General features: G+C 70.2%; 20 protein-coding genes. 10 read left to right on the plus strand and 10 right to left on the minus strand.

Going from position 1 to position 25,419, the window contains the following annotated elements; all coding sequences use genetic code 11:
• Positions 1 to 26 precede the first annotated feature (26 nt).
• The 4 genes from ACZ68L_RS14310 to ACZ68L_RS14325 form a co-directional block, all read right to left on the minus strand.
• Positions 27 to 3,848 (minus strand): multifunctional oxoglutarate decarboxylase/oxoglutarate dehydrogenase thiamine pyrophosphate-binding subunit/dihydrolipoyllysine-residue succinyltransferase subunit, encoded by a 3,822-nt coding sequence (locus tag ACZ68L_RS14310; RefSeq protein WP_469577010.1) that lies wholly within the window; start codon positions 3,846 to 3,848, stop codon positions 27 to 29.
• Between the two features lie 257 nt (positions 3,849 to 4,105).
• Positions 4,106 to 5,182, minus strand: coding sequence for a HAMP domain-containing sensor histidine kinase (locus ACZ68L_RS14315; RefSeq protein ID WP_469577011.1), 1,077 nt, complete (start codon positions 5,180 to 5,182; stop codon positions 4,106 to 4,108).
• On the minus strand, positions 5,179 to 5,916 hold the full coding sequence (locus tag ACZ68L_RS14320; RefSeq protein WP_469577013.1) for a response regulator transcription factor: 738 nt from the start codon (positions 5,914 to 5,916) through the stop codon (positions 5,179 to 5,181). The genes ACZ68L_RS14315 and ACZ68L_RS14320 overlap by 4 nt, the downstream gene beginning before the upstream one ends.
• A 220-nt stretch (positions 5,917 to 6,136) precedes the next feature.
• Positions 6,137 to 6,832 carry a spermidine synthase family protein gene (locus tag ACZ68L_RS14325; RefSeq protein WP_469577014.1) on the minus strand — a complete coding sequence of 232 codons (696 nt, stop codon included), beginning with the start codon at positions 6,830 to 6,832 and terminating at the stop codon, positions 6,137 to 6,139.
• Positions 6,833 to 7,161: 329 nt separating this feature from the next.
• Here ACZ68L_RS14325 and ACZ68L_RS14330 point away from each other — a divergent pair, with 329 nt between their 5' ends.
• Positions 7,162 to 8,016, plus strand: a complete 855-nt coding sequence (locus ACZ68L_RS14330) for a rhomboid-like protein (RefSeq protein WP_469577015.1) — start codon at positions 7,162 to 7,164, stop codon at positions 8,014 to 8,016.
• Here the strand turns inward: ACZ68L_RS14330 and ACZ68L_RS14335 are convergent.
• Positions 7,943 to 8,782: a nucleotidyltransferase gene (locus ACZ68L_RS14335; protein ID WP_469577016.1), complete on the minus strand. Its 840-nt coding sequence runs from the start codon at positions 8,780 to 8,782 to the stop codon at positions 7,943 to 7,945. The two genes, ACZ68L_RS14330 and ACZ68L_RS14335, sit on opposite strands and share 74 nt — an antisense overlap.
• A 190-nt stretch (positions 8,783 to 8,972) precedes the next feature.
• Entirely contained in the window at positions 8,973 to 9,467 is a 495-nt protein-coding gene (locus ACZ68L_RS14340; protein ID WP_469577018.1) for a DUF6328 family protein, read from the minus strand.
• Positions 9,468 to 9,994: 527 nt separating this feature from the next.
• On the opposite strand from ACZ68L_RS14340, the gene ACZ68L_RS14345 reads away from it, so the two are divergent.
• Complete coding sequence (locus tag ACZ68L_RS14345) at positions 9,995 to 10,519, plus strand: AAA family ATPase (protein ID WP_469577019.1); 525 nt, start codon at positions 9,995 to 9,997, stop codon at positions 10,517 to 10,519.
• Between the two features lie 287 nt (positions 10,520 to 10,806).
• Positions 10,807 to 11,343 carry a GNAT family N-acetyltransferase gene (locus ACZ68L_RS14350; RefSeq protein WP_469577021.1) on the plus strand — a complete coding sequence of 179 codons (537 nt, stop codon included), beginning with the start codon at positions 10,807 to 10,809 and terminating at the stop codon, positions 11,341 to 11,343.
• Between the two features lie 111 nt (positions 11,344 to 11,454).
• Here the strand turns inward: ACZ68L_RS14350 and ACZ68L_RS14355 are convergent, their stop codons facing one another.
• On the minus strand, positions 11,455 to 12,372 hold the full coding sequence (locus ACZ68L_RS14355; RefSeq protein ID WP_469577023.1) for a DUF4232 domain-containing protein: 918 nt from the start codon (positions 12,370 to 12,372) through the stop codon (positions 11,455 to 11,457).
• Positions 12,373 to 12,896: 524 nt separating this feature from the next.
• Between ACZ68L_RS14355 and lon the strand changes: the two genes are divergently transcribed.
• Positions 12,897 to 15,329, plus strand: coding sequence for an endopeptidase La (gene lon / locus ACZ68L_RS14360; protein WP_469577024.1), 2,433 nt, complete (start codon positions 12,897 to 12,899; stop codon positions 15,327 to 15,329).
• Between the two features lie 290 nt (positions 15,330 to 15,619).
• Here the strand turns inward: lon and ACZ68L_RS14365 are convergent, their stop codons facing one another.
• Complete coding sequence (locus ACZ68L_RS14365) at positions 15,620 to 16,378, minus strand: polysaccharide deacetylase family protein (RefSeq protein WP_469577252.1); 759 nt, start codon at positions 16,376 to 16,378, stop codon at positions 15,620 to 15,622.
• 226 nt (positions 16,379 to 16,604) lie between these two features.
• Positions 16,605 to 17,462 carry a lysozyme gene (locus ACZ68L_RS14370; protein WP_469577025.1) on the minus strand — a complete coding sequence of 286 codons (858 nt, stop codon included), beginning with the start codon at positions 17,460 to 17,462 and terminating at the stop codon, positions 16,605 to 16,607.
• Positions 17,463 to 17,689: 227 nt separating this feature from the next.
• Between ACZ68L_RS14370 and ACZ68L_RS14375 the strand changes: the two genes are divergently transcribed.
• On the plus strand, positions 17,690 to 18,187 hold the full coding sequence (locus ACZ68L_RS14375; RefSeq protein WP_469577028.1) for a MarR family winged helix-turn-helix transcriptional regulator: 498 nt from the start codon (positions 17,690 to 17,692) through the stop codon (positions 18,185 to 18,187).
• A 110-nt stretch (positions 18,188 to 18,297) separates the two neighbouring features.
• Here the strand turns inward: ACZ68L_RS14375 and ACZ68L_RS14380 are convergent, their stop codons facing one another.
• Entirely contained in the window at positions 18,298 to 19,083 is a 786-nt protein-coding gene (locus ACZ68L_RS14380) for a protein phosphatase 2C domain-containing protein (RefSeq protein WP_469577030.1), read from the minus strand.
• Between the two features lie 364 nt (positions 19,084 to 19,447).
• On the opposite strand from ACZ68L_RS14380, the gene ACZ68L_RS14385 reads away from it, so the two are divergent.
• The 5 genes from ACZ68L_RS14385 to ACZ68L_RS14405 are packed head-to-tail and all read left to right on the plus strand — an operon-like array spanning position 19,448 to position 25,251.
• A complete protein-coding gene (locus tag ACZ68L_RS14385) occupies positions 19,448 to 22,456 on the plus strand; it encodes a sensor histidine kinase (RefSeq protein ID WP_469577032.1) in 3,009 nt (1,002 codons plus the stop codon).
• Positions 22,453 to 22,932 carry a roadblock/LC7 domain-containing protein gene (locus ACZ68L_RS14390; RefSeq protein ID WP_469577034.1) on the plus strand — a complete coding sequence of 160 codons (480 nt, stop codon included), beginning with the start codon at positions 22,453 to 22,455 and terminating at the stop codon, positions 22,930 to 22,932. Before ACZ68L_RS14385 ends, ACZ68L_RS14390 begins: the two co-directional genes overlap by 4 nt.
• Positions 22,929 to 23,342 (plus strand): DUF742 domain-containing protein, encoded by a 414-nt coding sequence (locus tag ACZ68L_RS14395; RefSeq protein WP_351077864.1) that lies wholly within the window; start codon positions 22,929 to 22,931, stop codon positions 23,340 to 23,342. Before ACZ68L_RS14390 ends, ACZ68L_RS14395 begins: the two co-directional genes overlap by 4 nt.
• Positions 23,323 to 23,973 carry a GTP-binding protein gene (locus ACZ68L_RS14400; protein WP_469577038.1) on the plus strand — a complete coding sequence of 217 codons (651 nt, stop codon included), beginning with the start codon at positions 23,323 to 23,325 and terminating at the stop codon, positions 23,971 to 23,973. Before ACZ68L_RS14395 ends, ACZ68L_RS14400 begins: the two co-directional genes overlap by 20 nt.
• 30 nt (positions 23,974 to 24,003) lie before the next feature.
• A complete protein-coding gene (locus ACZ68L_RS14405) occupies positions 24,004 to 25,251 on the plus strand; it encodes a styrene monooxygenase/indole monooxygenase family protein (protein WP_469577040.1) in 1,248 nt (415 codons plus the stop codon).
• Positions 25,252 to 25,419: the final 168 nt, after the last annotated feature.

Consider the following 25,419-nt stretch of genomic DNA (forward strand, 5'->3'; position numbering starts at 1 on the left):
CGGGCCCTGGGGCGTACAGCAGCGGGTCAGGCGTCGAAGACCTCGGCGACCAGCTGGGCCTGCTCGGCCTGGTGGCGCTTGGCGGAGCCCACCGCCGGGGACGAGCTGTGCGGCCGCGAGATGCGGCGCAGACGCTCACCGTGCGGGACGTCGGCGCCGACGGCCAGGTCCAGGTGGTCGATCAGGTTCAGGGCGATGAACGGCCAGGCGCCCTGGTTGGCCGGCTCCTCCTGGGTCCAGAGGTACTTCTCGGCGTTCGGGTACTTGGCGATCTCGGCCTGCAGCTCGGCACCCGGCAGCGGGTACAGGCGCTCCAGACGGATGATCGCGGTGTCCGTGACGCCACGCTTCGTACGCTCGGCCTCCAGGTCGTAGTAGACCTTGCCGGAGCAGAAGACGACCTTGCGGACGTCGTCCGCGTTCACCGAGTCGTCGCCGATCACCGGGCGGAAGCCGCCGGTGGTGAACTCCTCCACCTTCGACGCGGCCGCCTTGAGGCGGAGCATCGACTTCGGGGTGAAGACGATCAGCGGCTTGTGGTGCGGGTTGTGCACCTGCCACCGCAGGAGGTGGAAGTAGTTCGACGGCAGGGTCGGCATGGCGACGGTCATGTTGTTCTGCGCGCACAGCGTGAGGAAGCGCTCCGGGCGGGCGGACGAGTGGTCCGGGCCCTGGCCCTCGTAGCCGTGCGGCAGCAGCAGCGTGACGCCGGAGGTCTGACCCCACTTCTGCTCGGCCGAGGAGATGAACTCGTCGACGACGGTCTGCGCGCCGTTGACGAAGTCACCGAACTGGGCCTCCCAGATGACCAGCGACTCCGGACGGGCCAGCGAGTAGCCGTACTCGAAGCCCATCGCCGCGTACTCGCTGAGCAGCGAGTCGTAGACGTTGTAACGGGCCTGGTCGTCGGAGAGGTAGAGCAGCGGGGTGTAGTCCTCGCCGGTCACCTGGTCGACGAGGACCGCGTGGCGCTGGCCGAAGGTGCCGCGGCGGGTGTCCTGGCCGGCGAGCCGGACCGGCGTGCCCTCCATCAGCAGCGAACCGATGGCCAGGGTCTCGCCCATGCCCCAGTCGATCGTGCCGTTCTCCACCGAGGCCGCGCGACGCTGCATCTGCGGCATCAGACGGGGGTGGACGGTGATCCGCTCGGGGATGTTGACCTGCGACTCCGCGATGACCTTCACGAACTCCTGGGAGACCGCGGTGGTCACGGCGACCGGGAACTCGGGCTGGACCTCGGGGGTCTGCGCCGGAGCCGGCAGCGAGGTGGCCTCGCGGACCTCCGCGAAGACCTTCTCCAGCTGGCCCTGGAAGTCCTGGAGCGCCTGTTCGGCCTCTTCCAGCGTGATGTCGCCGCGACCGATGAGGGACTCGGTGTAGAGCTTGCGCACCGAGCGCTTCTTGTCGATCAGGGTGTACATCTGCGGGTTGGTGAACTCCGGGTTGTCGCCCTCGTTGTGACCGCGGCGGCGGTAGCAGATGAGGTCGATCACGACGTCCTTGTTGAACGCCTGCCGGAACTCGAAGGCCAGCCGGGCGACCCGGACGACGGCCTCGGGGTCGTCACCGTTGACGTGGATGATCGGCGCCTCGATCATGCGCGCCACGTCGGTGGCGTACATCGAGGAGCGCGAGGACTCCGGGGCGGCGGTGAAGCCGACCTGGTTGTTGATCACCACGTGCACGGTGCCGCCGGTGCGGTAGCCGCGCAGCTGCGACATGTTGAGCGTCTCGGCGACGACGCCCTGGCCCGCGAAGGCCGCGTCGCCGTGGAGCGCGACCGGCAGGACCGTGAAGTCCGTGCCGCCCTTGTTGATGATGTCCTGCTTGGCGCGGGCGATGCCCTCCAGGACCGGGTCGACCGCCTCCAGGTGCGAGGGGTTGGCGGCCAGCGAGACCTTGATCTGCTCGCCGTCCAGACCGGTGAAGGTGCCCTCGGCGCCCAGGTGGTACTTCACGTCGCCGGAGCCGTGCATCGACCGGGGGTCGAGGTTGCCCTCGAACTCGCGGAAGATCTGTGCGTACGACTTGCCGACGATGTTCGCCAGCACGTTCAGCCGACCGCGGTGGGCCATGCCGATGACGACCTCGTCGAGGCGGGCCTCCGCCGCGGAGTCGATGACCGCGTCGAGCAGCGGGATGACGGACTCGCCGCCCTCCAGCGAGAACCGCTTCTGACCGACGTACTTGGTCTGCAGGAACGTCTCGAACGCCTCGGCGGCGTTGAGGCGGCGCAGGATGCGCAGCTGCTCCTCGCGCTCGGGCTGCTGGGCGCGCGGGCGCTCCACCCGGTCCTGGAGCCACTTGCGCTGCTTCGGGTCCTGGATGTGCATGAACTCGATGCCGGTGGTGCGGCAGTACGACTCACGCAGCACACCGAGGATGTCGCGGAGCTTCATCATCGACTTGCCGGCGAAACCGCCGACCGCGAAGTCGCGCTCCAGGTCCCACAGGGTGAGGCCGTGCTCGGTGATGTCCAGGTCGGGGTGCTTGCGCTGGCGGTACTCCAGCGGGTCGGTGTCGGCCATGACATGGCCGCGGACCCGGTAGGAGTGGATCAGCTCGAAGACCCGCGCGGCCTTGGTCACGTCGTTGTCGTGCGAGGCGTCGATATCTGTCAGCCAGCGGACCGGCTCGTACGGGATGCGCAGCGACTTGAAGATCTCGTCGTAGAACTCGTTCTCGCCGAGCAGGAGCTGGGCGACGATCCGCAGGAACTCGCCGGAGGCGGCGCCCTGGATCACCCGGTGGTCGTACGTCGAGGTCAGCGTCATGACCTTGGAGATGCCCAGCTTGTTCAGGGTGTCCTGGGAGGTGCCCTGGAACTCGGCCGGGTAGTCCATCGCGCCGACGCCCATGATGAGGCCCTGTCCGGGCATCAGGCGGGGCACCGAGTGCACGGTGCCGATGCCGCCGGGGTTGGTCAGCGAGGCGGTGACTCCGGTGAAGTCGTCCATGCCGAGCTTGCCGTTGCGGGCGCGGCGGACGATGTCCTCGTACGCCTGCCAGAACTCGAAGAAGTTGAGCGTCTCGGCCTTCTTGATGGCCGCGACGACCAGCTGGCGGTCGCCGTTCGGCTTCACCAGGTCGATGGCCAGACCGAGGTTGACGTGCTCCGGCTTGACCAGGGTCGGCTTGCCGTCCTTCAGCGCGAAGGAGTGGTTCATCGCCGGCATGGCCTTGAGGGCCTGCACCATCGCGTACCCGATGAGGTGCGTGAAGGAGATCTTCCCGCCCCGGGCGCGCTTGAGGTGGTTGTTGATGACGATGCGGTTGTCGAAGAGCAGCTTCACCGGAACGGCGCGGACGGACGTGGCCGTCGGCAGCTCCAGCGAGGCGTTCATGTTCTTCGCGACGGCGGCCGACGGGCCGCGCAGCGTCACGTACTCGGGGCCGGCCGGGGCCTCGGTGGCCGGCGCCGCCGCGGGCATGGCCGGGGTTTCGGCGGCCTTCGCGGCCGGGGCCGGCGCGGCCTTCGCCGGGGCTGCCGGAGCAGCGGCGGCGGGGGCGGCCTGTGCGGGCGCCGGGGCCGCGGGCGCGGGGGTCTTCGCGGCCGGAGCCGGGACCTGCGCCGGAGTGGCCTGGGGTGCGGCTGCCGGTGCGGCGGCGGCCGGGGTCACCGGGGCCGCGGCGCCGGGAACGGGCTTGTCCGCCGTGCCGGACGTACCCGGCTTGTAGTCGGCGAAGAAGTCCCACCAGGCGCGATCGACCGCATTGGGGTCCTGGAGGTACTGCTGGTAGATCTCGTCGACGAGCCACTCATTGGGGCCGAAAGCCGCGGCCGGGTCGGAACCCGGGCCGGCTTGGTCGGTCGAGATGCTCGAGTTACTGGGGGACTGAGACGACACGGCGGCAACCGCCCTCTTCCGCTTCACAAGGTGATGGACAGCGGAAATCAAGGCTACGCCTCCCCAGCCGTTCCATGCAGGCCGGGCCGCCCTTCGTCGCGCAAGTCACATCGGAAGGCGGGTTTCGGCGCAGGAAATGGCGGGAAACAAGCATGGTTCCGCCTCGCTCCGGGTACGCGGGACCGCGGCTACGACCCCTTGGACCGTACCCCTTGAAGAGAACGCGTAGAACGCGCCCTTCCGGTTCGAACCCTATGTCAACCTCGCGGTTGCGGGACCCCCGGAAGAGTGACCTGAATGCGGCAGCCGCGAGCAGATTCGGCCACACCGATCCGTCCGCCGTGCAGATCCACCGCCCAGCGGGCGATCGCCAGGCCCAGCCCCGTACCGCCGTCGCTGCCGGGGCCGTGCGGGGACGGCACCTCGCCGCGGTTGAAACGCTCGAAGACCCGGTGCCGCTCGGACTCCGGGATGCCGGGACCCTCGTCCAGGACCTCCAGCGCCAGCGACTCCGGCCCGGCGCCCCGCCGGGCCAGCACCGTGACCCGGCCGTGCGGCGGGCTGTGCTTGACAGCGTTGTCGACCAGATTGGCCACCACCTGGTGCAGCCGTTCCGCGTCCGCGTGCGCGGTCAGCTCGGGCGGCGACACGTCCAGATGCAGATGCACGTCCTTGCGGGTGTGGTTCCCGGAGCCGGAGGGCAGCCGGCGGTGCGAGGCGGCGAGATTCGCCTCCTTCAGCACACCCGACAGATACGGCCACACCTCGAAACGGCGGGCCTTCAGCGTGACCACCCCGCTGTCCAGGCGGGACAGGTCCAGCAGCGTCTCCACCAGCCTGCCGAGCCGCTCGGTCTGCTTCAGCGCCGTGCGCATCGTCTCGGGATCGGCCGAGGACACCCCGTCCACGACGTTCTCCAGCACGGCTCTCAGCGCCGCGATGGGCGTCCGCAGCTCGTGCGACACATTGGCCACCAGCTCCTTGCGATGCCGGTCCACGGCCTCCAGGTCGTCCGCCATGCGGTTGATCGTCTGGGCCAGATCGCCGAGCTCGTCACGCCGGTCGGCGCCGCTCACCCGTCTGGTGTAGTCGCCGTGGGAGATGGACCGGGCCACGGTCGTCATCTCGTCCAGCGGTGCCGTCAGACCGTGCGCCACGAACTGGGTGATCAGCAGGGTCGCGATCACCGAGAACACCGTGATGAAGCGCAGCTCGGTCCTGGTGCGCAGGGCCACCATCAGCAGCCCGGTGGTGATGAACACCGACACCACCACGAGCGTGCCCAGCTTGGCCTTGACCGAGAAGGGACGCAGTCCGGAACCGGGCCGGGTCATGGCGCAGGGGTCTCCAGGGCGTAGCCGACACCGTGCACGGTACGGATCCGTTCCGCACCGATCTTCCGGCGCAGCGCCTTGATGTGGCTGTCGACCGTACGGGTGCCGGAGGCGTCCGCCCAGTCCCAGACCTCGGCCAGCAGCTGCTCCCGGGAGAGCACCGCGCGCGGCGTGTTGGCCAGGCAGACCAGCAGGTCGAACTCGGTCGGCGTGAGGTGGACGTCGTCGGCGCGCACCCGGACCCGGCGCTGCGCGTGATCGATCTCCAGCTCGCCGAGGCGCAGTATGCCGCTGCGCGGTGTGACCGCGGCCAGCGCCGCGCGCTCGACCCGGCGCAGCAGGACGTGCACCCGGGCCGCCAGCTCGCGCATCGAGAACGGCTTGGTCATGTAGTCGTCGGCGCCGACCCCGAGGCCGACCAGCATGTCGGTCTCGTCGTCCCTGGCGGTCAGCATCAGCACCGGCACCGGCCGCTGGGCCTGCACGCGGCGGCAGACCTCCAGGCCGTCGAAGCCGGGGAGCATGATGTCGAGCACCATCAGGTCGGGCTGCCACGCCTCGGCCGCGTCCACGGCCGCGGGCCCGTCGAGTGCGGTCTGCACCAGAAAGCCCTCGGCCCGCAGCCGGGCGGAAATGGCATCGACGATCGTGGCGTCGTCCTCGACCACCAGCACCCGGCGCTGCGCGCCCGGGGTGGCCGAGACACCGTTGTGGGTGGTGTGTGTCTGTTCCATCGCCCCGCCCCTGCCCGCTCTCGCGGGGGCCATTCCCCCGGACGCGCGGTCTTCGCTTGTGGATGTCATGGGTGATCCCGTCACCGGTCAGCAGCGTAAAGGCAGCGGACTGCTCTCGGCTACGCAGGGTGTAACGGCTTCGGCGCAATGAAGGTGGCGGAGTGTCGGCCTTGTGACGCTTGACCCCGGGCGTTCGGGGGCATGGCTGGCCGGTGGCGGGCTACCGGTCTGTCCGAAGTGCGAGATGAACCACGTCGGGAACACCTCGGGCAACACTGACCTCTTCGGTCCTTACCCCACTGAATCCGGCATTCCGCAAGGCCTGTTCGAACTCGGCGGACGGTTGTGCGGACCACACTGCGAGAACGCCGCCGGGTGTCAGCCGCTCCCGGCAGTCCGCCAGGCCGGCGGGGGAGTACAGGCTGGTGTTGTCCTCGGTGACGGTCCAGTCCGGTCCGTTGTCGATGTCCAGGCACAGGGCGTCGTAACGGTCCGTAGTCGTGTGCAGGTACGAGACGAGATCCGTCGTCAGGACCGCGGTCCGCGGATCGGCGAGCGCCGCCCCGGAGATCGCGGCCAGTGGCCCCTCCCGGTGCCAGTCCACGATCGCCTGCTCCCGTTCGACGACGGCGATCCGCCCCCACCGCGGCTCGTCGGCGGCCCGGACGAGAGAGAAGCCGACCCCGAGCCCCCCGATGAGCACCGCCGGGGCCGGCCGCTCGGCGGGCAGCGCGGCCAGCGCCGCGTCGATCAGCAGCCGCTCGGAACGTCCGTCCGAGGTGTCCATCAGGAAGCACCCGTTGGCGATGATCTCGAAGTCGTCCCCCCGCTCCCGCAGCACGACCTCGCCGTACGGGCCTTCACGGCGGTCGAGCGTGACAGGGGCGAGGGTGTCGGGGCCGTGGAAGTCGGGCATGGCTCGGATCTCCGGTGCGTGGTGGACACGGTCCCCGCCATCCTGTCCGGTCGACGCGGTCGGCGGCCAGCGGATTGCCGAGTCGGTGCCGGGGCGTGCGCCGGTGGCACCGTCCCGGGCCACGGGGCGTGCGCTGTCGAGGAAACACATCCTTCCGGGGAGCGTAAACGCATATAAGGGGACGGGAGCATGGCGTGGTCGACGCCCGGCGTGAAGCGATCAGCCGTTTTCGGTCACCTCATGTGGCTCAGGCCATGGACGACGTGGGGGAGGATCGCGGAGGGTAGGACGGTGTTTTGGGGGGCTTGTGCGGAAAGGGGCCTCGCGCGGTGCATCAGGGTACGGACGAAGCGGCTGGCGAGGAACACCGCGAGGCGCCGCCGTTCGACGCCATGCCGCGTCAGCGTCGCAAGCGAGAGGACGCCCTTCTTCCGGCCCGAAAGACCCGAAAGGCCCGTGAGGCCCGTGAGGTGCGGAAGACCTGCGAGGCCCGCCGTCGGCTGCGGCTGCTGCCGACGCCCACCGGTACCCCGTTCACCTTCGGCTATCTGCTGGTGCTCGTCGGCACGTCCCTCTTCATGGAGTTCGCCGACCAGGACACCGTCTCCGCGGTCCTGCGTGCGTCGAGCACGGATGTCGCGCATCTCGGCGAGACCCCGCTGCTCGTCCTGGCCGCCAGTGCCCTCTGGGTCGTCGGCGGGCTCACCTCGCCGTACGTCGTCGGCTTCGCCCTCGTGCTGACCGCCCTGGAGCGCCGCATCGGGGGGTGGCGCACGGCCGGGGTGTTCCTGCTCGGCCATGTCGTGGCGACGCTCGCCACGGAGATCCCGGTCGGGCTCTCCGTGGTGGCCGGCCGGCTGCCGGACTCCTCGCTGCACCGGCTCGACTACGGCATCAGCTTCGGGCTGATGGCGAGCGTGGGCGCCCTCGCCGGGCTGCTCGTGCCGTGGCTGCGGGTGCTGGTGCTCGGTGGCGTCGGCGCGATGCTGGTGCACGATCTGTTCGAGCTGAGCAGCCCCCTCACCGACTGGGGGCATCCGCTGGCGTTGCTGCTGGGCGTGGCCTGCTGGCCGCTGTTGCGCAGGGTCGTCGCGGCCCGGGGTGTGCTGATCAGGGGCGCGGGGCCTTCTCGCCGTGCACCGCGAGGTATTCGGCGGCCAGCCAGGGCGCCAGATCGTCGATGAGCATCGCCAGGACGGCCGGGTCGGCGGAGGGTGCGCGGCCCGTGCGCGCGGCCACCCGCATCTGCTCGATCCGCTCCGGGTGGTCCGGAAAGAAGCGGGCGAACACCTCGGCGGACTCCAACAGGTCACTGGTCCAGCCGCCCCACCGAGGCATCACCAGCGTGAACCCCGAACGGACGATGCGACGGGCGACGCCGCGGCTGAGATTGCGGCGTTCGGCGTCGGTGGTGGCCTCGGCGGCCCTCCGGCGCCAGCGGGGGAGCGAGAGGTGGAGGTCCCCGTTGGTCTCGCGGGCGAGCAGCGGGGTGGGGCGGTAGCGCGGCAGCCCTGTGGCGAGGTCCTCGCCCAGCAACGGGGTACAAAGACACGCGAGGAAGAAGCCGAGGTCATGGCGTTCGAGTTCGCTGGTGAGGGTGTCGGCGCCGTACAGGAGAATGCCGACACCGTCGATCCGGCGGAACGAGGCGTCCAGCTCGGCCTCGATGGCGCGGGCCGCCGCCTCGTCCGCCCCGGTGGGCCCGTCACGCAGGGCGAGCAGCAGGTCGAGGTCGGACACACCGGGAACGGCCGTGCCGCGCGGAATGCTGCCGTAGATGTACGCGCTGTGCAGGCGGGAGCCGTCGAACGTCCCGGCGATCCGTGAGCGGGCCGCCTCCACCACGGGGGCGAACGCCGTCGGTACACGGCTCAGCGAGCCCTCCCGCCGGATGGTTCCGTCCGGGTTCAGCCCCCGGTCGTCACTGCGGTCGTCACCGGCGTTGCCCATACCGGCACTCTGCCCGGTGTCCGGTGCGGCCGGCGAGCGCTTTCCGGGTGATTCCCCGGCCGGAGCACTGAGGGATGGGTGATTCCACCGGCCGGAGCACCGACGGATCGATCGAGGACCTCCCGTGGGACCGAAGCGGAGACGCGCGGGGTTCACCACGCACAGGCCGGGGCCGGACCCGGTGAGCGGGTCATGGGATGGGGCGGCGTAGTGCCCTCGGGAGGACGAACCACAGGCCGGTGAACATGACGAGTGTGGCGGCCGTGACCGCGACGGCGGCGGTCCGGCCGAGGACGACATCCATGAGCAGGAGAACAGCGCCGTTGAGCGCGAGGGCGAGGAAGACCAGACCGATTTCGGCGAGCCGCGCGGACAGGGCGACAATGCGGATCTTGGCACCCCGGTGGAACAGGCCACGGTGCAGTGCGACCGGAGTCGCGAGCACGGCCGAGGAGACCACCGTGAGCAGCAGCGTCACCACATAGGTGGTGCGCTCGAAGGTATCGAGGTGCGGAAATTGGCTGGTGAAGGCCACGCCGAGGAGAAAAGCGAAGACGATCTGCACGCCGGTCTGCACGACTCTCAGTTCCTGGAGGAGCTCGACGAGGTTGCGGTCGGCCCGCTCCGCAGGCGTCTCCCGGCCGAGCGGGGACAGACGGCCATCATCCGGCGGGATATGGGACATGAGGCTCATTGTTCTCCGGCAGCCCGGTCACATCGCGCGGCGCACGGCGGCGCGTCCGAACGGGCCAAGCACTTCCGTCGCGTTCACAGCCCTGACCCCACCCGCAGGGGCCCGCGCCGGACGCACCACGGGCTGTTCGTCTGCACTGGGCAGCCCCATGGGCGAGGTCACGTCGGCCTGTGCGAGGTCGGATGCGGCTCAGCGCTGACGAACACGGAGCGAACCCGGGCAGGACAGCGCGTTCGTGTCCAGTGCCGCAGGAGGTTGCATCGGGCGGTGGCCGTGATCAGCGGGACGAAGGTTTTGTCCGCGCGGCCGGCGCAGGAGTTGTGCAGATCAACCTTGCATTTTCGGAGGGTCGAGGTTCCCCCGGTGTGCGGGAGGTTCTGATCAGCTGGCCAGGAGGCGTTGACAGGGTTTCAGGTTCGCTTGTTCGGCCGTCGCCTGGCCGGCGCAGTGCCGGGTGCACGGGTGCCCCGGCCAAAATCACATGCTGCGGTGATCCGGACTCTGTCAGGGTGCGCGCCATGACTGCTTACGAACTGTTGCTCATCGGTGGTGGTGCGGGCGTCGGGAAGACGACTGTCGCATGGGAGGCGTCCGCAGCGCTGCAGCAGAAGAAGACAGCGCACTGTCTGATCGAGGGCGACTACATGGACCAGATCCATCCCGCCCCCCACGACGATCCTCACCGCGCAGCGATCACCGAACGCAACATCGCCGCGATCTGGTCGAACTACGCGGCTCTTGGCCAGCACCGGCTCATCTACACCAACACGGTGAGCATCCTGGAGAAGGCGATGGTCAGCCGGGCCATGAGCGGCGACGCCGTCAGAGCCACCTGCATTCTGCTCACGGTTGAGGAAGCCACCGTGCGACAGCGGCTCGCCCAGCGCGAAATCGGCTCCCAGCTGCAGGCTCACATAGAGCGGAGCCTGCGGATGGCACGCCGACTCGACGAGGAGGCTCCCGTGGGCACCGTCCGTATCCCGACGGACAACCGGTCGGTCCAGGACATCGCCATGCACGTACTGAAGGCCGCCAACTGGTAGAAGTAGGACCACCGTCAAGCTTCGAGAGACCACTGCGTCTACTACCAAACATGTTGGCTCCGCACCAGTAGTGGGACCGGAGCCCGAATCCCGACAGCAGATGTACGGCACTTCGTGAGGCGGCCCGCCGCTGCCGAAGTCGATGTCCACGAGAACGGGTGGCATCCCGTCCCTGGCAGGCGTGGCTAGTAGGGCCCGGCCCCGTCGGTGGGGGTGGGGCGCGGGCCGGTGGCTTGATCGGTCCGCGAGTCTTGATCGCTGCCGAGCCTGCTGATTGGGTGGCCGGCATGACTGAGCTCGGACCCGTCGCCTGGCCACCTGCCCCGATCAGGACCGAGAGGCTCGTGCTCCGTGAGCCCGAGGCCCGGGACCGTGCGGCGTTCATCGAGCTGCTTGCCTCACCGGAGGTGCATACCTACCTCGGTGGCCCTCGACCGCGTGACGAGCTTGAGCACGCGATGCCCGGGGCACCCAGCCGGCGCCCCGGCCATTTCGTGGTCGATCTCGACGGAGCGATGATCGGCCAGATCACGCTCACCAGGGATACGGGGCACCTTCGTCAGGCTGCCGGGAGGGCCGAGCTCGGTTACCTGTTCCTGCCGGAGGCGTGGGGATGCGGGTACGCCGCCGAGGCGTGCGCAGCGGCACTCGACTGGTTCGCCGGCGCGCTTCCCGGCGAATCAGTGGTGCTGGCCACCCAGACCGCCAACGTCCGCTCGATGCGCCTCGCGGCGAAGCTGGGGTTCATCGAGGTGGAGCGGTATGAGGCCTACGGCGCCGAGCAGTGGTTCGGCGTGCGGGCCTCGGCCACACCGTCCGCTTGAGCTCGTGCTCGACAGCGCGGATCCGCAACTCGACAGCACTGCTGGATCAGGCGCCGCTCCCACCAACCCCCCTGTTTGCCGCAGCGAAGGCGCTGAGACCGGACGTAGGTCCTACTTCGGCGGGCGAGTCCAGGCGCGGACGGCCAGCTTGCCGGTGGTGCCGAGATCGAGGTGGGGCGTCACGGTCACCGGATCGGCGCCCTGCTCGGCCCGCACCCTGACGTACGGGACGTTGACGGTGGTGCCGGACTCGGTGGTGTTGCGCCACATCAGGCCCGAAAGGGCGCTCTCGCCCGGCTTCAAGACCAGCGGGCGGGATGGCTCGTCAAATCCGGTACCGGTGCTGATGCCGCCGCTTCCATGCACGATCCGGACGCCTTGGACGGGTGACAGGTCCTTGTCCAGCAGTTCCAGGAGCGGGTAGCCGTCGAGTGAGTAGTCGCGCTTCCCGCAGTTCTCCAGGCGCAGGCCCACCACGCGCAGCCCCATCGCGGCGTTGCCGTCATCGGTGATGAGGCGGATGCCGGAGGGCGGGCACTCTCCGGACGCGGGCGGCGCCTCGGCGGCGGGCACCTTGGTCACCTGGGCGACCTCGACGCGGGTCACCGGGGACGCTCCGGGGGCCAGCACCCCCAGCCGGACCGTGCCGCGCACGGTCGCGCCGGGGCCGACCGAGCGCACGGTCTCGTGGCTGTTGCTCATGACCTCGCCGGCGTCCGTGGTGAAGTCGAACAGGATCGTGTACGTCAGCGCCTCGGTGCCGCTGTTGGTGACTTCGTAGGCGGCCGAGATTCCGGAGTCACCGGTGGGGAAGCGGTCGGCGTGGACGGTGAACCCGTCGGAGCTGGGGGTGGGCGTGCCTAAGGGGATGGTCACCGAAGTGATCCGGACACCGTCCACGGGCGGGGCGGTGACGGCGGTCCCGGACGCGGGGGCGGCTGCGCCGGGGGTGCCCGCCTGTTCGGATCCGCACGCCGTGAGCAGGAGAAGTGCCGCGAGGCCCGGAAGAAGGGAGATGACTTTGCGCATCAGGTCACCCCATCAGGGGCGCGAGCGTCGAGCCATGGTGTACGTCACAGTTCCGGTCACAGGCGCGTCACGGGCAGCCTGCCGAGTGGGCGGCTGCAGCCCACGGATACGCGGTTCCGGACAGGAGCAGGGGCAGGGCGTTCACTGCGGTTGCCTGTTCCGGCCGTGTTCGGCCCCCGCTGAAGGCGCATCGCCGCTCCCGGCCCGGAACGGTAGAAGCTCGACCGCTCCACGCGGCCATCAGTCCCCATCAGGACGCTCGCCTTCCCGGACAGCAAGGTCATAACTCACGGGCGAAGCCTGCCCTCCCGCACCGACAGCGGCAGCGACGGACCAGACCGCTTGAGACGAGGAGTGAATCAGACCGGATCAACGGAGATCGGAGCCAGACCGCAGAAGACGCCGTTCGTTTGACAGACCCACACGTCCGGATGATCGCTCACAGCGAACGCACCCCGGGGAACAACGGGCGGCTCAGGAGCATTGAGTCTGCATAGCTCAACTTGACTGCCGAAGGGGAGATCATGGCTACCGATTCCGATGCGGTCACTCCGCTCGCCCTGCCCGTGCTGCCGCTCGACGACGAGGTCGTGCTGCCCGGGATGGTGGTGCCTCTGGACCTGTCCGAAACCGATGTGCGTGCCGCCGTGGAGGCCGCGCAGGCCGCGGCCCGCGAGGGCGGCGGCAAGCCCGAGGTGCTCCTGGTGCCGCGGATCGACGGGACGTACACCGGCACCGGTGTCATCGGCACCGTCGAGCAGGTCGGACGGCTTTCGGACGGGGATCCGGGCGCGCTCATCCGCGGCCGTGGCCGGGTGCGGATCGGGGCCGGGACCAGCGGACCGGGGGCCGCCCTCTGGGTGGAGGGGACCCGGGTCGACGCGGTCGTCCCCGACCCCATTCCCGGAGCCGCCGCCGAGCTGGTCAAGGAGTACAAGGCACTCGCCACCAGCTGGCTGAAGAAGCGCGGCGCCTGGCAGGTCGTGGACCGGGTCCAGCAGATCGAGGACATTTCCGCGCTCGCCGATAATTCCGGATATTCACCCTTCCTCACCACCGCCCAGAAGGTGCAGCTCCTGGAGACCGTGGACGCGGTCGCCCGGCTGAAGCTCGCCATCCAGTGGCTCGGTGAACACCTCGCCGAGCAGGACGTCGCCGAGTCCATCGCCAAGGACGTCCAGGAGGGCGTCGACAAGCAGCAGCGCGAATTCCTGCTGCGGCGCCAGCTCGAAGCCGTGCGCAAGGAGCTCTCCGATCTCAACGGCGGGTCCGGTTCCGCCGCGGACGAGTCCGACGACTACCGGGCGCGCGTCGAGGCCGCCGATCTTCCCGAGCACGTCCGCGAGGCGGCGCTCAAGGAGGTCGACAAGCTGGAGCGCTCCTCCGACCAGAGCCCCGAGGGCTCCTGGATCAGGACCTGGCTCGACACCGTCCTCGAACTGCCGTGGACGGAACGGACCGAGGACGCGTACGACATCCGGGGCGCCCAGGAGATCCTCGACGCCGAGCACTCCGGCCTGCAGGACGTGAAGGAGCGGATCACCGAGTACCTGGCGGTCCGCAAGCGGCGTTCCGACCGCGGCCTCGGCGTCGTCGGCGGGCGGCGCGGCGGTGCCGTGCTGGCGCTGGTGGGTCCTCCGGGCGTGGGCAAGACCTCACTCGGCGAGTCCGTCGCGCACGCCATGGGGCGCAAGTTCGTCCGCGTCGCCCTCGGTGGTGTGCGGGACGAGGCGGAGATCCGCGGCCACCGGCGTACCTACGTCGGCGCCCTGCCGGGGCGTATCGTGCGGGCGGTCAAGGAGGCCGGTTCGATGAACCCGGTCGTCCTGCTCGACGAGATCGACAAGGTCGGCTCGGACTTTCGGGGCGACCCGGCCGCCGCCCTCCTCGAAGTCCTCGACCCGGCGCAGAACCACACCTTCCGCGACCACTACCTGGAGGTTGAACTCGACCTCAGCGACGTCGTGTTCCTGGCCACGGCCAATGTGCTCGAAGCCATCCCGGAGGCCCTGCTGGACCGGATGGAACTGGTCCGGCTCGACGGCTACACCGAGGACGAGAAGGTCGTCATCGCCCGCGACCACCTGCTCCCGCGCCAGCTGGAACGGGCCGGTCTGGAGAAGGGCGAGGTGACGCTCGACGAGTCCGCGCTGCGCAAGCTGGCCGGCGAGTACACCCGTGAAGCGGGCGTACGGAACCTGGAGCGGGCCGTCGCCCGGCTGCTCCGCAAGGTCGCGGCCCAGCACGAACTGGGCGACCGGGAGCTGCCGTTCACGGTCACCGAGGCGGATCTGCGCGGCCTGATCGGACGGCCGCACCACGTCCCCGAGTCCGCCCAGGACCCGGCCGAGCGCCGGACCTCGGTGCCGGGCGTGGCCACCGGGCTCGCGGTGACCGGGGCGGGCGGCGACGTGCTGTTCGTGGAGGCGTCGTTGGCCGACCCGGAGACCGGGGCGTCCGGACTGACCCTCACCGGTCAGCTCGGCGACGTGATGAAGGAGTCCGCGCAGATCGCGCTGAGCTTCCTGCGGTCGCACGGCGCGGAGCTGGAGCTGCCGGTCGCGGACCTGAAGGACCGCGGCGTGCACATCCACTTCCCGGCGGGCGCGGTCCCCAAGGACGGCCCGAGCGCCGGTATCACGATGACGACGGCGCTGGCCTCGCTGCTCTCCGGACGGCTGGTCCGTACGGATGTGGCGATGACCGGTGAGGTCTCGCTGACCGGAAGGGTGCTGCCGATCGGCGGGCTGAAGCAGAAGCTGCTGGCCGCGCACCGGGCCGGGATCACCACCGTGGTGATCCCGAAGCGGAACGAGGCCGACCTGGACGACGTTCCGGCCGAGGTCCTGGACTCCCTGGAGGTCCACCCGGTGACGGACGTCCGCCAGGTGCTGGAGATCGCCCTCGCGCCGGCCGCCGCGGCCAGGCCCGAGGAGAGGATCCCGGCCGCGGCGTAGCCGCCACGGCGTGACGGACGTGGCGCCGCGTGCGCGACCGGTACGGACGGCCCGCCTCCCCGGCAACGGGTGGGCGGGCCGTTCCGCGTGTGCCGGCGGGCGGGCCCGCGAAGGCCGCCCAGCAGCCCCCGCGAGCGGCGCGCCGGAGGCCGCGACGGCCGACGAGTCGACTCCGACAAGCTCTTCGGCAAGCTCAGCACCGCCCTTCGGCAAGCTCAGCACCGTCGGTACGGGCACCGGCGGCGGGTGGCGGCTGGTGGGCCCCGTCGCCGTCGGCCGCGGAGCCGGGATCAGGGGCGGTAGATCGTCCCTGGGACGGGCTCGGCGGGCGCCATCAGCTGCGGGACGGTGACAAAGGTGTAGCCCTGCTTCTTCAGCGCGTCGATGATGCCGGGCACCGCGGGCACCGTGCCCTTGTAGATGTCGTGCAGCAGGATGACGCCGTCCTTGCTCGCCTGGTCCAGGATGCGCTTCTTGATCAGCGCCGAGTCGGTGGTGGAGTAGTCCTTGGCGGTGGCGCTCCACAGGATCTGAGAGAGTCCCAGGTCCTTGCTGATCCCCGAGACGGTGTCGTCGGTACGGCCCTGCGGCGGACGCATCAGCCGAGGCTTCTTGCCGGTGATCTCCGCTATCGCGTCCTGCGTCTTCTCCAGCTCGGCGCGTATCTCGGCGGGCTTCTTGTCCGTCAGGATCTCGTGGGACCAGGTGTGGTTGGCCACCTCGTGCCCCTCGGCGGCGAGCCTGCGCACGGTGTCGGGGTGCTTCTTGACGTGGTTCTTGCCCAGCAGGAAGAAGGTCGCGTGCACCTTCTTCTCCTTGAGGATGTCCAGCAGATGCGGGGTGTCCTCACCCGGTCCCGCGTCGAAGGTCAGGGCTATGCACTTGGCCTTGCGGCAGTCCACCGGGCCGAAGGAGCCCTTGGCGTCGGAGCCCGCGTCACCGCGCGCCGAGGCCGGTGCGGTGGTCTGCATGGAGCAGCCGCTGAGCGTCAGAGTGAGTGCCGTCACAAGGGCAGTGGCCAACCCCGCACCGATCGACTTCGTCTTCATGGGCAAGGCGGGTCACTCCTCCGTGGCTGAACAGGGCACGCGATGTGCGGCGGAGAAGGACTATACACACGGCGTATACACCGGATGGATAGGGGTGTCCGGTGCCCGCTCGGAGGCTGAATGACCTGGTCAGGGTCGTGAACAGGGCAGAGCCCCCGGTGATTGGGTGGGTCACCGGGGGCTCGGTCGTGCGAAGCGGTGTGCCGCGCGGCAGCGGCGGGCCGGCTCAGCCGTTGGCGAGGGCCTGTACGCGGTCGAGCGCGCCGTTGAAGTGGCTGTGGTCGCCGACGTACGGGCCGGACGAGGTGTACTGCCACATCGTGTAGTAGCCCCAGCCGGCCGGGAGCTCGCCGACCGTGCTGCTGTAGCGAGCCACCCACAGCGGGTTGGTGGCGCCGAAGCTCGCGTTGTTCCCGGTGCAGGCCTGCCACCAGCTGGTCGCGGTGTAAATGACCGCGTCGCGTCCGGTGCGTGCCTTGTAGGTGTTCACGAAGTCGCGGATCCAGGAGACCATGGCGGCCTGGCTCAGGCCGTAGCACTGGGCGCCGTACGGGTTCCACTCGATGTCGAGCGCGCCCGGCAGGGTCTTGCCGTCCTTGGACCAGCCGCCCCCGTGGTCCACGAAGTAGTTGGCCTGGACGGCGCCGCTCGTGGTGTTCGGGGTGGCGAAGTGGTACGAGCCCCGGATCATGCCGACGTTGTACGAGCCGTTGTACTGCTGGGCGAAGTACGGGTTCGTGTAGTAAGTGCCCTCCGTGGCCTTGGTGTAGGCCCACTTCACGCCACTGTTCCAGAGGGTCGGCCAGTCGACGTTGCCCTGGTAGCTGGCGACGTCCACGCCTTCGGTCTGGGCGGCGAGGGTGTCGCGCGGCAGTCCGCCCTGGCCGTCGTGGGCGACGACGCCCATGCCCATCGTGGCCGTGCCCCGTGCGGGCTTCTTGGCCGCGGCGGCGGAGTCGTGGGTGTCCGCGGCGCTCGCCGCGCCGGGCAGGGTGAGGAGGAGGGAAAGGGCTGCGAGCAGGGTTCCGGCCGCGGCGAAGCGCGAGCGGCGGGACGTTCCGGATCCGGATCTGAGCACGGGCATGTGAGTGCCTCCGAGGCCTTGGTGGGGGGACGCGCTGATCCCAGGGGGACGCCGGGCGCACCCCTGCCGGCATGTCATGGTGTGAACATGCCATGCATGACGCTACGCACGTAGACCTGTACTGCGGAAGGGGGCCTGGGTGCCGCCGTTGGTCTATGCCTGCGAAATACTGGCCAAGCTGCGGCGATGACCAGCGGCGAAAGAAACTTTCAGCGGCAGGAAAGCTTATGAGGGGTGTTGACGTGCACGGGAGCGAAAGCGGTAGTGAACCCGGCGCGACCGGAGAAAATGGTGTGGACCACGCATTCCTGTCCCTGGAGCGGGAGTTGGCCGTCTTTCTGCGGCGGGCGCGGGCCAACTCCGGGGAAATGGCGCGCGAGGTCCACCCCGAACTGGAGGCCGCCGCGTACGGACTTCTCGTCCGGCTGGAGTCGGCCGGACCGCAACGTGCCACCGATCTCGCTGCCTACTTCGGCGTCGGCAAGGCGACCATGAGCCGTCAACTCCGCGCCCTGGAAGACCTCGGACTGGTGGTGCGCGAGCCCGACCCGGCCGACGGCCGCGCCTTTCTCGTCCACCTCACCACCGAGGGGCTGGCCCGCTATCGCAGCGTCCGCGACGCCCGCCGCGAGCGCTATGTGCGCAAGCTCGCCGACTGGGACCGGGCCGAGGTGGCCGAGCTGGCCCGGCTGTTGCATCACCTGAACGCCCGCGCCGAGGGCTGACGCCCGCGCCGAGGGCTGACGCCCGCAGGCCGTCACGTGTCCGGGCCTGTCCCGAAGGCTGACGCCCGCGTCGGCGCTCTCTCGGCGGCGCCTCTCGTCCCGGCGCGGCGTCACAGCACCGCGTAGACCGCCGTCGCGTCGTCATGGGTCTTGCTTCGGCGCAGACGCGTGCGCTCCGTGTCCGCGTCCTCCAGGACCCGGACGCGGTCGATCAGCCCCTGCGTCCCTTCCTTGTGGAGCACCCCGAGGCAGTCCGCCCAGTCGCCTTCGTGGAACATCTCGGTCCAGCGGGCCGCCCCGTCGGTCAGCGCGGCGAGCGCCCGCACCCGGCCGACCGGGGTGCGCCCGGTGACCGCACGGGCCGCCACGGACGGGTCCGCGGCGGCGGTGAAGAAGCCGCCCTCCTTGTTCCGCGCCTGTGCGTCGGCGATCGCCTCGCTGGCCAGTGTGCCCGGCGGCAGGTGGTCCAGCCGGTCGTCGAGCAGGGGGCGCACGCTCCCGTCGGGTGCCTCGAACAGCATTACAGAATCGGACAGTACGAGGTGCTCGATCTCGCGTTCGTCCCAGCGCGCCATGACGACCGTCGCCTGCGGCGTCCGCACGTGAGAAAGGTCACACAGGGAGCGGTGCGTGTCGGCGGTGCGCCGAATGGCATCGGCCAGGATCTCCTGGAGGGTCAGGTCCCGTCGCGAACCAGACAGTTCGACCAGTGCGCCGCCCAGCCGTGCGGTGAACCAGGGCACCGAGTGCACACAACCGTCGTCGCCCTGCGGCGGGGTCACCCCGTCGAGCAGGACCAGCGCCCCGCCCTGGCCCGAGGCGGGCACGGTCGTGGCCGCCCAGTCCTCGTTCGGGCGGTCGGGGCTGCCTGCGACGGTGGCGAGTTCGATGCGCATGCGGTCAGTCTGCACGATGTCTTCACGAGCCCTGCATCAGCCGGAATTGGCCTGTACCGGCAGGTCAGACGGGTGTCCCGAGCGGAAGGAATGGCTCCGGGCGGCGTGCGGGTGGGCATCCTGCCAAAGCCGGGGCGGAAGTTCCAGCCGAAGCTCCAGGTGTGCCGGACCTGCCCCGAGGGGAGACTTGTTCGTCAACTCCGGAGTGATGTTCACTCGTTCAGGTGGCGGAGTGGTTGATGCGCGCCCCCCTCTCAAAAGCGCTGGAATGGTCAGAAGCCGTACAGGGGTCGGGGTGCTCGTTCACATGTGATCGTGCGTCACCTCTGCTTCAAGGGCGGACGAGTCAAGATTGCGAGCACCGGTGCAGAAGAAGCGGCCTCGGAGCAAGGGCAGCAAGCACAGCGGTTCCGGGGTGACGCCTCCGGTACCCGCCGAGAGCGAGGGCACCCGGCGCACCGTGCGCGTACGCAGGCGGCTGGTCGCCGGCGTGGCGGTGGTCGGTATCACCGTCATCGCCGCGGGCACGCCCGCGGCCCTCAGCGCTTCCTCGGACCTGAACGAGTCGCAGCGGCTGGTCACTCTCGCCGAGCTGAACCAGCAGGCCATCGCGCTCGCGCACGCCCTGGCGGACGAGCGTGACGAGGTCACCGCCCACATCGCGGCCGGCCGTGACGAGCAGTCCGGCCCGGCGGCGGAGGGCAAGGGCGACTCCGGCAGCCGGAGTGCCCGCGTCGACCAGCAGGTGGACGAGATCAGGGACGCGGCCCCGGCCGCACTGCGCCGCGATCTCTCGACCATCCCCTCGCTGCGTCGCGACGCGCTCAGCGGCAAGGGCTCGGCGCTGCAGGCCCATCAGGCGTACTCCGAGGTCATCGCCAAGCTCCACGACCTCGCCGACGAGCTCGCCGGGAAGACCCCGCCGCGCGCCGCCGAGTCCACCCGTGCGCCGCTCGCGCTCGGCCGGGCCACCGAGCAGGCCTCCGCCACTCGCGGGCTGCTGCTCGCCGCGCTCTCCGTGCCCCGTCCCGTCACGACCACGCAGATCGACCAGATCACCGGACTGCCCGTCCAGACCCAGGACCAGGGCAGCAGCAAGGACGACCGCACCCGTGACGAGCTGAGCGCCGCCGCCCAGCAGGCCCGGGTCCGCGAACTCGCCTCGCTCGCCGACTTCGACCAGACCGCGGGCACCACCGCCCGCGACAAGCTGTCGTCCACCGTCACCGGTCCCGAGGTCAACAGCGCGGAGAAGTACCTCAACTCCCTCACCGACCGCCCCGAGCTGTCCGAATCCGACCGGCAGACCAGCGGCAAGAAGGTCGAGGCGGCCCTCTCCGCCCGGATCGACCGGATGCGGAGCGTCGAATCCGCCCTCGGCACCGCGCAGGTCCAGCGCCTGGAGCAACTGCGCGACGACGACGTCACCGCGCTGGAACTGCGGATCGCGCTGCTCGGCGGCTGTCTGCTGATCGCCGTCGGCGTCTCCACCGCCGTGGCCCGCACCCTCACCCAGCCGCTCGCCGTCCTGCGGATCGGTGCCGCCCGCCTCGTCGCCGAGCCCGACAGCGCCGAACGGATCCGCTACACCGGCCGCAACGACGAGTTCGCCCAGGTCGTGCGGTCCATCAACGCCCTGCACGGGAAGCTGCACGGACTGCTCCACGAGTTCAACGGCCGCTTCGAGAGCCTGCAGACCGAGCGCGCCGAGCTGATCGCCGGACGCGAGGCGCTCACCGTCCAGCGCGCCGAGCTCCAGGTCATGACCACCGACCTGACCGCCCAGCTGGAGCGGCTGACGGACACGGTCAACCACACCTTCGTCAACCTCTCGCTGCGCACCCTCGGCCTCGTCGAGCGCCAGCTCGGCGTCATCGAGAGCCTGGAGGAGAAGGAGCACGACCCGGACCGGCTGGCCACCCTCTTCAAGCTCGACCACATGGCCACGGTCATGCGCCGGCACAGCGAGAACATGCTGGTACTCGCGGGCGCCGAGCACGGACACGGGCACGCGGGCCCGATCCCGCTGGTCGATGTGGCGCGCGCGGCCGTCTCCGAGATCGAGCGGTACGAGCGGGTCACCATCCAGTCCCTGCCGCCGCACGCCCAGATCGCCGGCTTCGCCGCCGACGACCTCAGCCACCTCGTCGCCGAACTCCTGGAGAACGCGACCTCCTTCTCGCCGCCGGACTCCCATGTCCAGCTCTCCGGCTGGCTGCTGGAGACGGGCGAGGTGATGCTCTCCGTCCAGGACGAGGGCATCGGAATGTCGGCCGTACGCATGGGCGAGCTCAACGCGCGGCTCGGCGATCCGACGCTCTTCGACATGGGCGAGGGGGACGACAAGGGAGCGCCGGGGGCCGGCCTCGGCCTCCAGGTCACCTCGCTGCTGGCCGCGCGCCACGGCGTACGGGTCCAGCTGCGCGACCACAAGGGCAGCGGGGTCACGGCCGTCGTCGTCCTGCCCAAGGTCCTGCTGCCGAAGGCGCCGCCGGCCGCCACACCGCCGCCGGTGAAGGTGCCCGGGGAAGCGCCCGCGCTGAACCTGCCGGGGTCGGTCGCCGAGGCCAACTCCAACGCCCTGCCGGAGCGGACGCTCGCCCTGCCCGGCGACCCGCTGATCGCCGCGGCCGAGCAGACGATCCGCGAGTCCGGCGTCGCAGTCGAGCCCGAGGCCGGGCCCGGGTCCGGACAGGCGGCGGACACCGCGCCCGCTCCGGCCGCCGCCGAGACCGAGGCCGAGATCACGATGCAGGTCCGGCTCCCGGTGGTGCCGGAGTTCACGGACAGCCCTGAGTTCACGGACAGCCCTGAGTTCACGGCGCCCGACCCGTACGCCATCGGCTCCGACCGCCACGAGCGCACCGCCGACGAGTCCACGGAGCCCCGTACCGCCCCGGAGCCGGCGGCACACACCGCACCGGCCCCCGCGCCCGCACCGGCCTTCACGCCCGGCCCGGCCCCCGCGCCCGCCCCGGAGCCATACACCGCCCCCGCGGCCGTCGCCGACGCCCTGCCGGGCCCCCGGCAGCCGGAGCAGCAGTCGCAGCCACAGCAGGAACGCATCACCGACAAGGGGCTGCCCAAGCGCACCCCCAAGGTCGTGAAGCCCACCACGGCACCCGCCTCCGAACCCAAGGGCGGCCTGGACAAGGACGCCCTGCGCCGCCGGCTCGGCGGCTTCCACCAGGGCGCGAAGGACGGCCGCCGGGACGTCGAGGCGGAAATCGCCGAGATGACGGCGACCCAGCCGTTCCCCGCAGCCGCCGCACACGCCGGGCGCCCCGCACATACCGACCGCAGTGACCCGGCCTACCGCAATGACGGCCGAACCGATGAGACGGGGGACACAGTCGAGGAGGCACGCAGTTGACTGCGCCCAGCACATTCGGGCTGAGTACCGAAGCCCGGAACCTTCACTGGCTGCTGAGCAATCTGGTGGAGGAGGTGCCAGGGGTCCACTCGGTCACCGTCGTCTCGTCCGACGGACTGATGCTGCTCTCCTCCGACCCCGGCCACCAGACCACCCCCGTCACCGGTCGGCAGGACGGTCCCAGGGGCTCCAGCGCCGACCTGGCGACCATCGTCTCCGGCATCGGCAGCCTCACCGCCGGCGCCGCCAAGCTGATGGACGGCGGCGGCGTCAAGCAGACCATGGTCGCCATGGACGAGGGCAGCGTCTTCGTCATGTCGATCAGCGACGGCTCGCTGCTCGGTGTGCACGCCACCCCGGACTGCGACATGAGCGTCATCGCGTACCACATGGCGCTCTTCGTCGGCCGAGCCGGACACGTACTCACCCCCGAACTCCGCAGTGAACTGCGCAAATCGATGGAGAGCACCCAGTGACGTCCGCTGCTGAACCCGCCCGCAGGCTGCCCGTCCGCGGGTCCGACCGAAGGCCCGCACGGGTCCGCCCGTACTCCCTCACCGGCGGCCGTACCCGCTTCGGACATGTCCTGCTCGTCGAGACGTTCGTCGCCGCGCTCGAAGCACCCGAGGAACGCCGTGAACTGACCAACGGCAACCTGGCCACCCGCGTCATGCCGGAACTCCAGGCCATCGTCGAACTCTGCCGCCGGATGCGTACGGTCGCGGAGATCTCCGCCCTGTTGAAGATGCCGCTCGGCGTGGTCCGGGTGCTGCTCAGCGACTTGGCCGACCAGGGAAAGATCCGCGTGTACGGGACCGGTCACGGCACCGGCCAGCCCGACCGCGCACTGCTCGAAAGGGTGCTCAATGGACTCCGCCGTCTCTGAGTCGCCACTCTTCGCCCCGCGCCAGCCCGGGGCCAAGGACCAGGCCGAAGAATCGCTGCAGGCCTGGCAGCTGGATCACACCAGGGCCCCCATCGCCACGAAGGTCGTGGTCGCGGGCGGGTTCGGCGTGGGCAAGACGACCTTCGTGGGGTCGGTCTCCGAGATCACTCCGCTGCAGACCGAAGCGATGATGACGCAGGCCAGCGAGGAGACCGACGATCTCTCCGCGACGCCCGACAAGGTCACCACGACCGTCGCGATGGACTTCGGCAGGCTCACGCTCGACGACGACCTGGTGCTCTACGTGTTCGGCACACCGGGCCAGCAGCGTTTCTGGTTCATGTGGGACGACCTGGTGCGCGGTGCCATCGGCGCGGTCGTGCTCGCCGACACCCGGCGGCTCGCCGACTGCTTCCCCGCGCTCGACTACTTCGAGAGCTGCGGACTGCCGTACATCGTCGCCGTCAACCACTTCGAGGACACGCCGGGGTACGAGGCCGAGGACGTCCGGGAGGCCCTGACCGTGCCCCCGCACGTACCGATTGTGATCATGGACGCGCGTAACAGGATCACCGTCGTCGAGTCGCTGCTGGCCCTCGTCGGCCACGCCCTCGACGCCACCCCGGCATAGCTCGCACGTCACATACAACGGAGAGCCGCGATGCGGAAGATACTCATAGTCGGAGCCGGTCAGTCCGGTCTCCAGCTCGCCCTCGGACTGCAGTCCAGAGGCTACGAAGTCACCCTCATGTCCAACCGGACCGCCGACGAGATCCGCTCCGGCCGGGTCATGTCGACGCAGTGTATGTTCCACACGGCACTGCAGTACGAGCGCGACTACCAGCTCAACTTCTGGGAGTCCCAGGCCCCGCGCATCGAGGGCCTCGGCGTCTCGGTCGCCGCGCCGGACTCCTCGCGCGCCGTCGACTGGGTCGGCAAGCTGGACGGCTTCGCCCAGTCCATCGACCAGCGCGTGAAGATGGCCGGCTGGATGGACACCTTCGCCCAGCGCGGCGGACAGCTCGTCATCCACGGCGCCGCCGTCTCCGACCTGGACTACTTCTCCCGCACCTATGACCTGGTGATGGTCTCGGCGGGCAAGGGCGAGCTGGTCTCCATGTTCGGCCGGGACGCGTCCCGTTCGCCGTTCGACGCCCCGCAGCGCGCCCTGGCCGTCGCATACGTCCACGGCATGGGCCCCCGCCCCGAGCACCCCGAGTTCGACGCGGTCCGCTGCAACCTGGTCCCGGGCGTCGGTGAGCTCTTCGTGATGCCGACCCTGACCACGTCCGGCCGCGCCGACATCCTGTTCTGGGAGGGCGTCCCGGGCGGCCCGCTCGACGCGTTCCAGGGCATCAAGGACCCCTCCGAGCACCTCGCCAAGACGCTGGAGCTCATGGAGCGGTTCCTGCCGTGGGAGTACGCCCGCGCCACCAAGGTCGAGCTGACCGACGCCAACGGCACCCTGGCGGGCCGTTACGCCCCGACCGTCCGCAAGCCGATCGGCCGACTGCCCAGCGGCGGTCTGGTGCTCGGCGTGGGGGACGTGGTCGTCGCCAACGACCCGATCACCGGCCAGGGCTCCAACACGGCCTCCAAGTGCGCGAACTCCTACCTGAACTCGATCATCGAGCACGGCGACCGCGAGTTCGACGCGGAGTGGATGCAGGCCACGTTCGACCGGCACTGGGAGACCACGCAGCACGTCGTGAAGTGGACCAACGCGATGCTCGGCGTCCCGCCGGAGCACGTGCTGAACCTGATCGGCGCCGCCGGCCAGCTCCAGCCGGTCGCCGACCGCTTCGCCAACGGCTTCAACAACCCGGCGGACTTCGACAACTTCTTCTTCGACCCGGAGAAGACGAACGCGTACCTCGCCGAGGTCTCGGGCGCCGCGTCGGCCGTCTGACCGCGACACCCGGGCCGGCCCCGTCGGCGATCCGACGGGGACCCGGCCCGGCTGTCATGTGCGGGCGCCCCGAGCGCCCTCTCCGCGGGGTGGTCCAGGGGCTTTCGACCGGATCGGGCCGGATCGGCGGCCGGGGCACGCGAGCCCGGCGTGATCCGGGCAAGAGGC

The sequence above is a fragment of the Streptomyces sp. NPDC104309 genome (assembly GCF_055584025.1).

Excerpts from the sequence above, each read along its gene's own strand:
- ACZ68L_RS14315 (WP_469577011.1), bottom strand. The coding sequence starts at position 5,182 with ATGACCCGGCCCGGTTCCGGACTGCGTCCCTTCTCGGTCAAGGCCAAG.
- ACZ68L_RS14320 (WP_469577013.1), bottom strand. The coding sequence starts at position 5,916 with ATGGAACAGACACACACCACCCACAACGGTGTCTCGGCCACCCCGGGC.
- ACZ68L_RS14325 (WP_469577014.1), bottom strand. The coding sequence starts at position 6,832 with ATGCCCGACTTCCACGGCCCCGACACCCTCGCCCCTGTCACGCTCGAC.
- ACZ68L_RS14335 (WP_469577016.1), bottom strand. The coding sequence starts at position 8,782 with ATGGGCAACGCCGGTGACGACCGCAGTGACGACCGGGGGCTGAACCCG.
- ACZ68L_RS14340 (WP_469577018.1), bottom strand. The coding sequence starts at position 9,467 with ATGTCCCATATCCCGCCGGATGATGGCCGTCTGTCCCCGCTCGGCCGG.
- ACZ68L_RS14345 (WP_469577019.1), top strand. The coding sequence starts at position 9,995 with ATGACTGCTTACGAACTGTTGCTCATCGGTGGTGGTGCGGGCGTCGGG.
- ACZ68L_RS14350 (WP_469577021.1), top strand. The coding sequence starts at position 10,807 with ATGACTGAGCTCGGACCCGTCGCCTGGCCACCTGCCCCGATCAGGACC.
- ACZ68L_RS14355 (WP_469577023.1), bottom strand. The coding sequence starts at position 12,372 with ATGCGCAAAGTCATCTCCCTTCTTCCGGGCCTCGCGGCACTTCTCCTG.
- lon (WP_469577024.1), top strand. The coding sequence starts at position 12,897 with ATGGCTACCGATTCCGATGCGGTCACTCCGCTCGCCCTGCCCGTGCTG.
- ACZ68L_RS14365 (WP_469577252.1), bottom strand. The coding sequence starts at position 16,378 with ATGAAGACGAAGTCGATCGGTGCGGGGTTGGCCACTGCCCTTGTGACG.
- ACZ68L_RS14370 (WP_469577025.1), bottom strand. The coding sequence starts at position 17,462 with ATGCCCGTGCTCAGATCCGGATCCGGAACGTCCCGCCGCTCGCGCTTC.
- ACZ68L_RS14375 (WP_469577028.1), top strand. The coding sequence starts at position 17,690 with ATGAGGGGTGTTGACGTGCACGGGAGCGAAAGCGGTAGTGAACCCGGC.
- ACZ68L_RS14380 (WP_469577030.1), bottom strand. The coding sequence starts at position 19,083 with ATGCGCATCGAACTCGCCACCGTCGCAGGCAGCCCCGACCGCCCGAAC.
- ACZ68L_RS14400 (WP_469577038.1), top strand. The coding sequence starts at position 23,323 with ATGGACTCCGCCGTCTCTGAGTCGCCACTCTTCGCCCCGCGCCAGCCC.
- ACZ68L_RS14405 (WP_469577040.1), top strand. The coding sequence starts at position 24,004 with ATGCGGAAGATACTCATAGTCGGAGCCGGTCAGTCCGGTCTCCAGCTC.